Source organism: Rhodococcus sp. 06-156-4 (assembly GCF_002259345.1).
Lineage (GTDB): Bacteria > Actinomycetota > Actinomycetes > Mycobacteriales > Mycobacteriaceae > Rhodococcoides > Rhodococcoides fascians_E.
Genome location: NZ_NPGB01000036.1, coordinates 82,313 through 94,149 on the forward strand (window position 1 = coordinate 82,313; position 11,837 = coordinate 94,149).

General features: G+C 63.0%; 16 protein-coding genes. 2 read left to right on the forward strand and 14 right to left on the reverse strand.

The window, feature by feature from the left end:
* Window positions 1–16: 16 nt before the first annotated feature.
* The 14 genes from map to rplN form a co-directional block, all read right to left on the reverse strand.
* Window positions 17–814 carry a type I methionyl aminopeptidase gene (map, locus tag CH290_RS25280; protein WP_033189898.1) on the reverse strand — a complete coding sequence of 266 codons (798 nt, stop codon included), beginning with the start codon at window positions 812–814 and terminating at the stop codon, window positions 17–19.
* A complete protein-coding gene (locus tag CH290_RS25285) occupies window positions 814–1,368 on the reverse strand; it encodes an adenylate kinase (protein WP_019663568.1) in 555 nt (184 codons plus the stop codon). The genes map and CH290_RS25285 overlap by 1 nt, the downstream gene beginning before the upstream one ends.
* Entirely contained in the window at window positions 1,365–2,687 is a 1,323-nt protein-coding gene (gene secY, locus CH290_RS25290; protein WP_019663567.1) for a preprotein translocase subunit SecY, read from the reverse strand. The genes CH290_RS25285 and secY overlap by 4 nt, the downstream gene beginning before the upstream one ends.
* Window positions 2,688–2,983: 296 nt before the next feature.
* Window positions 2,984–3,427, reverse strand: coding sequence for a 50S ribosomal protein L15 (gene rplO / locus CH290_RS25295; protein WP_019663566.1), 444 nt, complete (start codon window positions 3,425–3,427; stop codon window positions 2,984–2,986).
* A 2-nt stretch (window positions 3,428–3,429) separates the two neighbouring features.
* Window positions 3,430–3,609: a 50S ribosomal protein L30 gene (gene rpmD / locus CH290_RS25300; RefSeq protein WP_019663565.1), complete on the reverse strand. Its 180-nt coding sequence runs from the start codon at window positions 3,607–3,609 to the stop codon at window positions 3,430–3,432.
* Complete coding sequence (gene rpsE / locus CH290_RS25305; RefSeq protein ID WP_019663564.1) at window positions 3,609–4,271, reverse strand: 30S ribosomal protein S5; 663 nt, start codon at window positions 4,269–4,271, stop codon at window positions 3,609–3,611. Before rpsE ends, rpmD begins: the two co-directional genes overlap by 1 nt.
* 34 nt (window positions 4,272–4,305) lie before the next feature.
* On the reverse strand, window positions 4,306–4,719 hold the full coding sequence (gene rplR / locus CH290_RS25310) for a 50S ribosomal protein L18 (RefSeq protein WP_020111156.1): 414 nt from the start codon (window positions 4,717–4,719) through the stop codon (window positions 4,306–4,308).
* Window position 4,720: 1 nt separating this feature from the next.
* The gene (rplF, locus tag CH290_RS25315; RefSeq protein ID WP_026347514.1) at window positions 4,721–5,260 is read right to left on the reverse strand and encodes a 50S ribosomal protein L6; all 540 of its coding nucleotides are present in this window, start codon (window positions 5,258–5,260) and stop codon (window positions 4,721–4,723) included.
* Window positions 5,261–5,274: 14 nt separating this feature from the next.
* Window positions 5,275–5,673 carry a 30S ribosomal protein S8 gene (rpsH, locus tag CH290_RS25320; RefSeq protein ID WP_019663561.1) on the reverse strand — a complete coding sequence of 133 codons (399 nt, stop codon included), beginning with the start codon at window positions 5,671–5,673 and terminating at the stop codon, window positions 5,275–5,277.
* Between the two features lie 330 nt (window positions 5,674–6,003).
* Window positions 6,004–7,467, reverse strand: coding sequence for an APC family permease (locus CH290_RS25325; RefSeq protein WP_033189897.1), 1,464 nt, complete (start codon window positions 7,465–7,467; stop codon window positions 6,004–6,006).
* Window positions 7,468–7,696: 229 nt separating this feature from the next.
* A complete protein-coding gene (locus CH290_RS25330; RefSeq protein WP_019663559.1) occupies window positions 7,697–7,882 on the reverse strand; it encodes a type Z 30S ribosomal protein S14 in 186 nt (61 codons plus the stop codon).
* 4 nt (window positions 7,883–7,886) lie between these two features.
* Window positions 7,887–8,450, reverse strand: a complete 564-nt coding sequence (gene rplE / locus CH290_RS25335) for a 50S ribosomal protein L5 (protein WP_019663558.1) — start codon at window positions 8,448–8,450, stop codon at window positions 7,887–7,889.
* Window position 8,451: 1 nt separating this feature from the next.
* Window positions 8,452–8,769, reverse strand: coding sequence for a 50S ribosomal protein L24 (rplX, locus tag CH290_RS25340; RefSeq protein ID WP_019663557.1), 318 nt, complete (start codon window positions 8,767–8,769; stop codon window positions 8,452–8,454).
* The gene (gene rplN / locus CH290_RS25345) at window positions 8,770–9,138 is read right to left on the reverse strand and encodes a 50S ribosomal protein L14 (RefSeq protein WP_008718280.1); all 369 of its coding nucleotides are present in this window, start codon (window positions 9,136–9,138) and stop codon (window positions 8,770–8,772) included.
* 248 nt (window positions 9,139–9,386) lie between these two features.
* Between rplN and CH290_RS25350 the strand changes: the two genes are divergently transcribed.
* Both CH290_RS25350 and CH290_RS25355 read left to right on the forward strand, forming a co-directional pair.
* Complete coding sequence (locus CH290_RS25350) at window positions 9,387–10,706, forward strand: AIM24 family protein (protein WP_033189896.1); 1,320 nt, start codon at window positions 9,387–9,389, stop codon at window positions 10,704–10,706.
* Window positions 10,707–10,788: 82 nt separating this feature from the next.
* The gene (locus tag CH290_RS25355) at window positions 10,789–11,835 is read left to right on the forward strand and encodes an endonuclease domain-containing protein (RefSeq protein WP_019663555.1); all 1,047 of its coding nucleotides are present in this window, start codon (window positions 10,789–10,791) and stop codon (window positions 11,833–11,835) included.
* Window positions 11,836–11,837: the final 2 nt, after the last annotated feature.

Here is an 11,837-nt window from a genome sequence, read left to right on the forward strand (position 1 = left end):
CTACTCGTACGTCGAACTACTCCGGCCGCAATGTCAGAATGCGGGGGCCGTCCTCGGTCACGGCGACAGTGTGCTCCCAGTGCGCGGCACGAGAGCCATCGGTGGTGACGACAGTCCATTCGTCGTCGAGAATCTCGGTTTCGTACGTACCGAGTGTCAGCATCGGTTCGATCGCGAGAGTGGACCCGACCACGAGTTCGGGACCTTTGCCCGGAGCGCCTTCGTTGGCCAGAAACGGTTCCATGTGCATCTCGCGGCCGATGCCGTGGCCACCGTAGCCGTCGACGATTCCGTACTTGCGGCCGTGCAACTTCTCGGCGGCGTACGTTCCGTTCTCGATGGCGTGTGAGACGTCGGTCAGCCGGTTGCCCGGCAGCATGGCAGCGATTCCTGCCTCCATCGACAACCTCGTGGCCTCACTGAGCAACTCGTCGGCTTCGATGATGTCTCCGACGCCGAACGTCCAGGCGGAGTCGCCGTGCCAGCCGTCGAGAATTGCGCCGCAGTCGATGGAGACCAGGTCACCGGCAACGAGAACATCCGACGCGGAAGGGATTCCGTGAACCACACGGTCGTTCACCGACGAGCAGATGCTGCCGGTGAACCCGTGGTAACCCAGAAAGGACGGAACTGCGCCCGCGTCACGGATGATCGCTTCCGCGACGCGGTCGAGCTCCAACGTCGAGACACCCGGCTTGGCCGCGTCGCGCACGGCAACCAGTGCGGCGCCAACCACGGCGCCGGCCGCAGCCATGGCGTCGAGTTCGCCAGGACTGCGAAACGGCACTACCTTGCGCTTACGACCGAACGCCATTACTTGTCGGTGCCCTCGATCGCCTTCAGTGCGCGAGCACTGACTTCTTCCACGTCGCCGATCGCGTCGACGGTGACGATCTGGTCCGTGTAGTAGTCCAGCAACGGTGCGGTCTCGTCGCGGTAGACCTTGAGGCGATTGCGGATGACGTCTTCCTTGTCGTCCTCACGTCCGCGAGCGAGCATGCGCTCGACCACGACGTCCTCGTCCACGACGAAGGACAGGACGGCGTCGAGCTTGGCGCCGAGATCGGCGAGGATTCCGACGAGTGCTTCCGCCTGGCCGACGGATCGGGGGAACCCGTCGAGCAGGAAGCCGTTGACGGCATCCGGCTCTGCGAGGCGGCTGCGGACCATGTCGACGGTCAGCTCGCTCGGGACGAGATCACCGGCGTCGAGGTACTTCTTCGCTTCGATTCCCAGTGGAGTCTTCTCACCGATGTTGGCGCGAAACAGATCGCCGGTCGAGATGTGGGGAACGCCCAGCTTCTCCGACAGGACTGCTGCTTGGGTGCCTTTGCCTGCACCGGGAGGACCAAGAAGAACGAGTCTCACTTGAGGAACCCTTCGTAGTTACGCTGCATCAACTGACTTTCGATCTGCTTCACGGTATCGAGGCCGACGCTGACCATGATCAGCACGGCGGTGCCACCGAACGGCAGGTTCTGCGCGCCGCCGGAGCTTCCGATGTCGAGGAACAGGTTGGGCAGCACGGCGATGGTGCCCAGGTAGATAGCGCCCGGCAGGGTGATGCGGCTGAGGACGTAGTTCAGATAATCGGCGGTCGGCCTGCCCGGACGGATTCCGGGGATGAAGCCTCCGAACTTCTTCATCTCGTCGGCGCGTTCTTCTGGATTGAAGGTGATGGCGACGTAGAAGTACGTGAAGAAGACGATGAGGCCGAAGTAGATGGCGATGTAGACCGGGTTCGCCGGATTCACCAGGTACTCGTTGATGATTCGCTGCCACCAACTGGGGTCCACGGCGGTGCTTGCGGACGTGAGCTGGGCGATCAAGTTCGGTAGGTACAGAAGCGAGGACGCGAAGATCACCGGGATGACTCCGGCCTGGTTGACCTTCAGAGGGAGGTACGTCGACGAGCCGCCGTACATCTTCCGGCCCACCATGCGCTTGGCGTACTGGACAGGGATTCGGCGCTGGCCCTGCTCGACGAACACGACGCCGGCGATGATGAGGAACGCAGCGACGCAGACGAGCGCGAAGACGAGGCCTCCGCGGCTGTCGAGGATGGACTTGCCCTCGGACGGGATACGCGACGCGATTCCGGCGAAGATCAGCAGCGACATACCGTTGCCCACACCACGTTCGGTGATGACCTCACCGAACCACATCACCACGGCCGCACCTGCGGTCATGACGAGAACGATGATGACGAGTCCGAAGATCGACTGGTCGGCGATGATGTCCTGCTGGCATCCCTGAAGGAGCTGTCCGCGTGAAGCGAGAGCGACGAGGCCGGTCGCCTGCAGGATCGCGAGCGCGATCGACAGGTAACGGGTGTACTGCGTCATTTTCGCCTGGCCGGACTGGCCCTCCTTGCGGAGCTGCTCGAACTTCGGGATGACGACCGTCAGGAGCTGAACGATGATGCTCGCAGTGATGTACGGCATGATGCCGATCGCGAAGACCGACAACTGCAGCAGCGCACCACCGGAGAAAAGGTTGATGAGCGAGTAGATACCCGCTTGGTCACCACCGGAGACCTGGTCGATGCAGGCTCGGACGTTGGCGTAATCCACACCCGGCGACGGAAGCGTAGCGCCGAAGCGGTACAGGGCGACCAGACCGAGTGTGAACAGGATCTTCCGTCTCAGGTCAGGGGTCCTGAGGGCCGACACGAAGGCGGAAAGCAAAGATCCTCCTGGCACGACTGCGATGGCATCGAAACTTGCATCGAGCCACCAGGCTCTCGGCTGTTCGATCTTGGATTGCGCACGACACGGGTCGTCCGCATGAAACGCATGTTCACGTAACTCTAGAACTCTAACAGTGCGCGACGAACCGCCGGACGGACAGTCCGCGCACCACCCGACCGGTCGGCGGGCGAACTACTGCACTGCAGCGATGGCCGCAGCGTTGCCCTCGAAAGGGGTTGCCGCTGCGGCCATCGTCACACTGTGTGCTCACTCGACCGGAGTCGAGTTCGCGGCTATACCTCGGTTGCAGAACCGCCGGCAGCGGCGATCTTTTCCTTGGCGGAACCGGTGAACTTGTTGACGGAGATGTCGACCTTCACGGTCAGCTTGCCGTCGCCCAGAACCTTGACGGGCTCGTTCTTGCGGACTGCGCCCTTGGCAATCAGGTCAGCGATGCTGATCTGGCCACCCTCGGGGAACAGGCGCTCGATGTCGCGAAGGTTCACGACCTGGAACTCGACACGGTTCGGGTTGGTGAAGCCCTTGAGCTTCGGGAGACGCATGTGAAGGGGCATCTGACCACCCTCGAAGCGTGCCGGCACGTTCTTGCGTGCGCCGGTTCCCTTGGTACCGCGACCTGCGGTCTTGCCGCGCTTGCCACCTTCACCGCGGCCGACGCGAATCTTCGCCGACTTGGATCCGGGTGCGGGGCGCAGGTGGTGCAGTTTGATGGTCATGGTTAGACCTCCTCAACTGTTACGAGGTGGCGCACCACGTTGACCAGTCCGCGAGTCTGCGGGGTGTCCTCGCGGACGACGGACTGGCGGATGCCTTTGAGTCCGAGGGTCCGCAGACTGTCCCGCTGGTTCGACTTCTGGCCGATGGTGCTCTTGATCTGAGTGACCTTCAGCTGTGCCATTACTTCACCGCTCCTGCCTGTGCACGCGCACGCAGCATTCCGGCAGGTGCAACCTCTTCGAGGGTGAGTCCACGGCGAGCCGCGACTTCCTCGGGACGCTGCAGATCCTTGAGGGCTGCGACGGTGGCGTGAACGACGTTGATGGCGTTGTCGCTACCGAGCGACTTCGACAGCACGTCGTGGATGCCTGCGCACTCCAGCACGGCGCGAACAGCACCACCGGCGATGACACCGGTACCGGCGCTGGCCGGGCGGAGCATGACGACGCCTGCTGCTGCTTCACCCTGGACGGGGTGCGTGATGGTGCCGCCGATCATCGGTACGCGGAAGAAGCTCTTGCGGGCCTCTTCGACTCCCTTCTGGATGGCTGCGGGAACTTCCTTGGCCTTGCCGTAGCCGACGCCGACCAAGCCGTTGCCGTCTCCGACGATGACGAGGGCGGTGAAGCTGAAGCGACGACCACCCTTGACGACCTTGGAGACGCGGTTGATCGCGACTACGCGCTCGATGAAGTTCGACTTCTCGGCAGCGTTTCCGCCACGCGAGTTGTCACGGCGGTCGCGTCCACCACGGTTGTCACCGCGGTTGTCGCCACCACTGTTGGGTCCACTGTTCTGTCCGGCGGGGCCATTTCCGCCGTCACGCCGTTGACGTCCCGGCATCAGGCTGTCCTTCCGTTGTCAGTTGCAGTCATCATCAGAATGCCAACCCGCCTTCACGAGCGGCATCGGCCAGAGCCGCGATGCGGCCGCTGTAGCTGTTGCCGCCACGGTCGAAGACGACCGCGTCGATTCCAGCTGCCTTGGCGCGGCTGGCGATGAGCTCGCCGACCTTTGCGCTCTGCGCCTTCTTGTCTCCGTCGAGCGCACGCACGTCGGCTTCGATCGTCGATGCGGAAGCCAGGGTGTGGCCTGCCAGATCGTCGACGAGCTGAACGTGGATGTGGCGCGAAGAGCGGTTGACGACCAAGCGAGGACGCTCGGGCGTTCCGGAGATCTTCTTGCGGAGACGGAAGTGGCGACGCGCCTTCGAGAGGCGACGCTTCGTCGAGATGTCCGTGCCGCGAGGCGTGCGGTCGACCTTCGCCTTGTCTGCTGTTTGCTGGCTCATATCACTTACCCGTCTTTCCGACCTTGCGGCGGATAACTTCACCCTCGTAGCGGATGCCCTTGCCCTTGTACGGGTCCGGACGCCGCAGACGACGAATGTTGGCAGCGATCTGGCCGACTGCCTGCTTGTCGATACCGGTGATGGTGAAACGCGTGGGCGACTCGACCGTGAAGGTGATGCCTTCCGGCGCCTCGATCAGCACAGGGTGGCTGTACCCGAGCGCGAATTCGAGATCCTTGCCCTTCAGCACCGTTCGGTAACCGACGCCGTGAATCTCCATCTTGGTGGTGTAACCGTTGGTGACACCGGTGATGAGGTTCGCGACCAGGGTGCGCGAGAGACCGTGCAATGCACGGCTACGACGCTCGTCGTCGGGGCGGGTCACGGCGATGCTGCCGTCATCCGCACGTGCGATCTGGATGGGCTCGGCGATCGTCAGGCTCAGGGCACCCTTGGGGCCCTTGACCGCGACGTTCTGGCCGTCGATCGTGATGTCGACGCCCGCGGGGACCGCGACCGGCAATTTTCCAATACGTGACATGGTGGTGGCCTCCCCTACCAGACGTAGGCGAGGACTTCTCCGCCCACACCCTGCTTGGCCGCCTGACGTTCTGTGAGCAGACCGGTGGACGTGGAGATGATCGCCACGCCCAGGCCGCCGAGAACCTTGGGCAGATTGGTGGATTTTGCGTATACGCGAAGACCAGGCTTCGAGATACGACGCACGCCCGCGAGGCTGCGCTCACGGCTGGGCCCGTACTTCAGATCGACGATGAGGGTCTTGCCGACCTCGGCGTCTTCGGTGCGGAAATCAGCGATGTAGCCCTCACGCTTCAGGATGTCGGCGATGTTCGCCTTCAGCTTCGAGTGGGGAAGCTTCACCTGGTCGTGGTACGCCGAGTTGGCGTTGCGCAGACGGGTCAAGAAGTCTGCAATTGGATCGGTCATCGTCATGGTGTGACCTGTGCACCTTTCTCGCAGCGGTTCCCATGCAACACGTGCGAACTGGTGCCCCCTGGGTTGGCGAACAACCCGGGCCTGGCTCGTCACATCGTGGGCCTACAACGAAGTGAACATGTCCTGACCGACTGTTGCCGGTCAGGGGTTGCGCTCCAAGCAATGCATCTCTGCACTGCCAGGTGTTTCGAGCTTCCGCGTGGTGATGCCGCGTGCGGAGAACTCGAGGTTGCGTCTGTATTGCAAGGACTCGTGTGCAGGCACGACGAAGCCCGGGCAACCGCACTAGTGTAGGCAACCGGTGGGCAAACTCCAAATCGTTCGCCCTCAGTCCTGATCCAGCCTGTCGACGTCGATACGCGGCGCACCCTGCCCCGTCGCTCGGTTGACGACGTAGGTGACCGCCCACAGGACGACGCCGAGCAGCAGCATGGCACCGGCGATCTTGTACTGAATCATCTGTGCATCGGTTCGAGCCCACGGGCCCACCAGGAACAGGCACAGCACTGCTCCGGCGACCGGTACCCAGAACGGCGCTCGGAAGAAGGTCTTGTCCGCCCGTTGCTTCAACACCAGGCAGGCGACGTTGACCACGGCGAACACTCCGAGCAGCAACAAGCCGGTGGTTCCCGACAGGGCGCTGACCACCGAATTGCCGGACAGCCGATTGACCACGACGATCAGCACCACCGCAAGAACAGTCGTGAAAAGGATTGCGGTCCAGGGCGATCGACGTTTCGGAAGTACTGCTCCGAGTGCCGTCGGCAGGACTCGCTGCTGGGCGAGACCGTAAATGCATCTGCTGGCCATCAGCATGTTGATGAGTGCAGTGTTGGCCACGGCGAACACCGTCATGTAGGGGAATATCTCGTCGATGGGGAGACTCGGTGCACCGACGCGCACGACGTGCAACAGAATTCCTTCGCTTCCCGAGTCGTAGTTCAGCGGTAGAACGGCGATGACCGCGACGACGACCAGCACGTAGATCAGGCAGGCGATGCCGAGACCGGACAACATCATCTTCGGGAAGATCTTCTGCGGCTCTTTCGTCTCCTCGACCATGTTCACGGAATCCTCGAAACCGACCATGGCGAAGAACGCGATCGTCGTGGCGACCGTCACCGCGAGAAACATGCCTTTCTCGTTCTGGTCCTCGAACACCACGAGGTTGGCGATATCGCCCTCGGCACTCCCCCGGCCCACCGCGACGAATCCGATCACGATGACGATTGCCAACGCAGCCATTTCGATTCCGGTCAGGACAACGTTGAATTTCACGGATTCTCCGACGCCCCTGAGGTTGATCGCTGCGAGAAAGCCCATGAACAGCAGCGCGACGACGAGCTGAGCCGTCGAGCCTGTTGGTATGTCGAACCAACCGAGTCCGTCTGTGGTGCTGAATGTTTCGTGTAGCCCGGCGAGCAAATTACCGGCCACGACGTTCGACGACGTCGCCGCGCTGGTGATGCCGGAACAGATGACGGCGAAAGCCACGATGAATGTCGCGAAATGAATTCCGAAAGCTTTGTGGGTGTACAGAGCCGCGCCCGCAGCCTGCGGGTATTTCGTCACCAATTCCAGGTAGGAAAAGGCCGTCAGAGTCGCGACGACGAATGCGAGCACGAACGGTACCCACGCGATACCACCGACGTTGGAGATCATGTCGCCCGTGACGGCGTACACACCTGCACCGAGGATGTCGCCGACGATGAACAGAAGCAGTAGCCCTGGCCCGAGGACGCGTTTCAGTTCGCCTTTTTCTTGCGCTTCGTCGTGCTTCAGTGTTGCCATGGCGAACCTCCGAAAGCGTCGGTTCGGTTCACGATAGACCTGCAGGCGTGGTCTGGATACTCGAAACGTCCACCCGTTGCAGCCGGTTCGATCGAGGTCGATAGTGCAGGTAGAGGGCGCACACGAAAAACGGGCGTGGGTTCCTGTCGGAACCCACGCCCGTCAGCGTGATGCGTCAGCGTGGTAACTACGCGAGGCCCTGAGACATCGCCGTTTCAGGGCCTGGAGGTCACCAGGAGCTCTTGTGAACGCCGGGGAGTTCTCCGCGGTGCGCCATTTCGCGAACGCAGATACGGCACAGGCCGAACTTGCGGAACACGGAGTGGGGACGGCCGCAGCGGTTGCAACGCGTGTAACCACGCACTGCGAACTTCGGCTTCTTGTTGGCCTTGTTGACCAATGCCTTCTTCGCCATGGACTCAGTTCTCCTTGAACGGGAAGCCGAGGTGCTTGAGCAGCGCGCGGCCTTCTTCGTTGTTGGTTGCGGTGGTCACCACGGTGATGTCCATGCCGCGCGGACGATCGATCTTGTCCACGTCGATCTCGTGGAACATCGACTGCTCGTTGAGGCCGAACGTGTAGTTGCCGTTGCCGTCGAACTGCGTGCCGCTCAGGCCGCGGAAGTCCCTGATTCGGGGAAGGGCAATGGAAGTCAGGCGGTCCAGGAACTCCCACATGCGGTCGCCGCGAAGCGTGACGCGGGCACCGATGGGCATTCCTTCGCGAAGCTTGAACTGTGCGATGGACTTGCGGGCCTTGCGGATCTCCGGCTTCTGGCCGGTGATCGCTGCCAGGTCGGCAACTGCACCGTTGATCAGCTTCGCGTCACGGGCGGCGTCGCCGACACCCATGTTGACGACGACCTTGACGACACCGGGGATCTGCATGACGTTGTCGTATGCGAACTCGGTGTTCAGGGCGTCCTTGATCTCGGCGCGGTAGCGCGCCTTCAGCCGGGGCTGCGTGTTCTCAGTGGTAGTCATCTCAGATGTCCTTCCCGTTCTTCCGGGAAACACGAACGCGCTTGCCGGTCTCTTCGTCGGTCCGGTAGCCCACGCGAGTTGGGTTTCCGTCCGAGTCGATGACTGCAACGTTCGATACGTGGATCGGGGCTTCCTGCGTGACGATTCCGCCCGAGGATGCGCCACGCTGGTTCGCGGAAACCGCGGTGTGCTTCTTGATCCGGTTCACGCCCTCGACGAGGACCTTGGAGTCAGCGGGGTAAGCCTGAATGACCTTGCCCTTGGCGCCCTTGTCCTTGCCGGCGATCACGAGAACGGTGTCGCCCTTGTGCACCTTCATTTACAGCACCTCCGGGGCGAGCGAGACGATCTTCATGAACTTCTTCTCACGCAGCTCGCGGCCGACCGGGCCGAAGATGCGGGTTCCGCGAGGGTCGTTGTCCGGCTTGATCAGCACGGCAGCGTTCTCGTCGAAACGGATGTAGGAACCGTCCGGGCGACGACGCTCCTTGACGGTGCGGACGATGACGGCCTTGACGACCTCGCCCTTCTTGATGTTTCCACCGGGGATGGCGTCCTTCACCGTAGCTACGATGATGTCGCCGATTCCGGCGTAGCGACGTGACGAGCCACCGAGAACGCGGATGCAAAGGATTTCCTTCGCGCCCGTGTTATCAGCAACGCGTACTCGCGACTCCTGCTGAATCACAAACTTCTCCTAGACCTGGATGTGCATACGTGCCGGATTTCCGTCCCGACACGCGCGGTCGGCTACCGCGGAGCGGGCGCACGAAGACACACCGCTGCCACAGGCAACCGGTCAAGTGTAGGGGACGCACCGGATCGAATCCAAATCGTGGCTGGTCGACACGTACGCATCCACTACGTCTCCGGGTAACCCGACGCGTGGCGGCCTGCGCCTGTGGGCCGCGCCGCACGTCGTGCACACTGGAACACGTGAAGACCCTCGCCCGCGGGGAGAATTGCCCCGCTCCCCCTGGGACGTTGACTGTCACGCTCCGAACTTCAGCGACAGTCGACGTATCGGCACTGCTGCTCGGCGCTGGCGGAAGAGTGCGCTCGGACGACGACCTGATCTTCTACAACCAGCCTTCCGGCCCCGGAGTGCAGTACCACCGGGACCCGAGCGGGCACCGGATCACCGTCGAACCCGAACGAATTCCCGCAGGTGTCGACACAGTGGCCATCACTGCCTCGCTCGACGGCACCGGTGCACCGACGTTTGCTGCCTCCGGGCCCGTCGAGACAAGTGTCGTCGACTCCACCGGGACCACCGTCGTCACGTACCCGGCCGACGCATTGGGCGCCGAGAATGCACTCGTGTGCCTCGAGATCTACCGACGCGGTGACGCCTGGAAGATCCGTGCCGTCGGGCAAGGCTTTACCGACGGCTTGGCCGGTGTCGCGACCGCGTTCGGGATCACCATCGACGACGACAGCGCGCCGCCCGACCCCCCGAGTCCCGCCCCGATCACAGTTCCGACACCGACCCCGACCCCGACATCAGGAGGACACCTCCCCATGAGAAGCGAATTGTTCGCACCCGCCCACGCGGAAGTGCCAGGGGCGGGTATCCAGAAGCAAGGCAGCAAGATGTGTCGCGTCGGCATGAACGGCGAGATCATGGCCAGGGCTGGTTCGATGGTTGCCTACCAAGGCGATCTTCAGTTCGAGGCCAAAGGATCCGGCGGGCTCGGCCGTGCGCTGAAGCAGGCGCTGTCCGGAGAGGGCGTACCACTGATGAAAGTCTCGGGCCGCGGGGATCTGTTTCTCGCCAACGCGGCTCAGGACGTCCATCTGATCGACCTCGACGGTACCGACGGCCTCACGATCAACGGCGCCAACGTGCTGGCGTTCGAATCCAGCCTGACCTACGACGTCAAACGCGTTCAAGGTGCTGCGTCCGGCGGTAACGCCGGCTTCTTCAACTGTGTGTTCACCGGGCGTGGGCGGATAGCGATCACGACCGACGGTGTGCCGGTGGTTCTCCAGGTGGATCAGCCCACTTTCGCGGACCCGCAAGCCGCGGTTGCCTGGTCGTCGAGCTTGTCCACCCGTGTGAAGAAGAACGATTCTTTCGGGCTCGGGACATTGATCGGGCGCAGCACCGGCGAGCGGTTCACCCTGGAGTTCGGCGGCCAGGGTTTCGTCGTGGTTCAACCGTCGGAACAGCCTCCGGGCGGTTTGATCGGTGGCGGCGGAAGCGGAGAGCAGGCGGGGGTCGGCGGGGCGTTGGGTGGTCTGCTCGGTCGGTGACCGGTGGCGGTGGGCACCGAAACCGATATCTCGGTACGGTTCACGGAGTGGGGAAAAAGTCCGAAGCACCAGGGGGTCGTGCTTGATCGAATTGCCGGCTGCAGCGCGCGACAACGACACTGACTGGTGGCGGACTCTACCGCTGGACAGGGTCACTCGGCTCCACGGCTCGACGTACCGGAGCCTCGCAGAGTCGGTGGATCCGCTTCCGCCGCCCGCGCCTGCGGTGACGTTCTATTCGTTGTCGTCCGTCCGTGTTTCCTCCGCGCCCTCGATCGTCGGCGAGGTAGTCGACGCGCTGGAATCGGCTGCGGTACAACTGACGTCGCTTTGGCTTCCCGACGCAGGCTCGAGTTCGGGTTCGTCGCTCCTCGACCGGCACGCCGCGCGACTCGCTGCACGCAGAGTCGCTGCGTCGGGGCCACATTTCGGACCGTACCTGGCAGCTCTCGCCGACGCCGCCGTCGTCGGGAGTCCACCGCGGCCGCTCGCGTTTCCGATCGAGACACGGGCCGAGGGAGCGGCAGGAATCATCGCTGCCGCCCATGGTCGTGATGCATGCGCCTTGGTGGTCGACGTGACGGACTCTCACGACCCCACCGAGGTCGCCACCGCCGCCGAATGGCTGTGCGCACACGGACGACTCGGGGTCTGGCTCACGGGCACCGGCTCACACACCGTCGACCGATTCCCCACCGTTCGAGTGGCGGCGCCCGCGGTCTCGGACACCGTGTCCACCGTCGTGGATCGAATCCGGCCGCTCGGCTATCCCCCAGTCGAAGGAAGCCCGCACCCGGGCAGCGTGCCCGAGACGACGCTGTACCGGATGCTCGACGCCTCCGACTGGGCTACAGGTCGCGAACACAATCGTTCGGTCAAACTCTCCGATCTGTCGCAACCGTTCACCGTCGACGTACTCTGGCGTGCCGAAAAGGTCGTGGTCGAGATCGATGGTGACGAACACCGTGCGGCAGTTCGATTCTCGCAGGACCGCTTGCGCGACAATCAACTTCAGACTCACGGTTACGTCGTGTTGCGTTTCACCAATGCTCATGTCGTATCCGACCCACAACAAGTGGTGGCGGCCATCCGCCGAGTAGTGACAGCACGACGATCGAGAGGGAATTGACC

Coding starts and splice junctions, on each gene's coding strand:
- rplR (WP_020111156.1), bottom strand. CDS start 4,719: ATGAGCCAGCAAACAGCAGACAAGGCGAAGGTCGACCGCACGCCTCGC.
- rpsE (WP_019663564.1), bottom strand. CDS start 4,271: ATGCCGGGACGTCAACGGCGTGACGGCGGAAATGGCCCCGCCGGACAG.
- rplO (WP_019663566.1), bottom strand. CDS start 3,427: ATGACCATCAAACTGCACCACCTGCGCCCCGCACCCGGATCCAAGTCG.
- map (WP_033189898.1), bottom strand. CDS start 814: ATGGCGTTCGGTCGTAAGCGCAAGGTAGTGCCGTTTCGCAGTCCTGGC.
- CH290_RS25330 (WP_019663559.1), bottom strand. CDS start 7,882: ATGGCGAAGAAGGCATTGGTCAACAAGGCCAACAAGAAGCCGAAGTTC.
- rplE (WP_019663558.1), bottom strand. CDS start 8,450: ATGACTACCACTGAGAACACGCAGCCCCGGCTGAAGGCGCGCTACCGC.
- rpsH (WP_019663561.1), bottom strand. CDS start 5,673: ATGACGATGACCGATCCAATTGCAGACTTCTTGACCCGTCTGCGCAAC.
- CH290_RS25325 (WP_033189897.1), bottom strand. CDS start 7,467: ATGGCAACACTGAAGCACGACGAAGCGCAAGAAAAAGGCGAACTGAAA.
- rplF (WP_026347514.1), bottom strand. CDS start 5,260: ATGTCACGTATTGGAAAATTGCCGGTCGCGGTCCCCGCGGGCGTCGAC.
- rpmD (WP_019663565.1), bottom strand. CDS start 3,609: ATGGCACAGCTGAAGGTCACTCAGATCAAGAGCACCATCGGCCAGAAG.
- rplX (WP_019663557.1), bottom strand. CDS start 8,769: ATGAAGGTGCACAAGGGCGACACCGTTCTCGTGATCGCCGGCAAGGAC.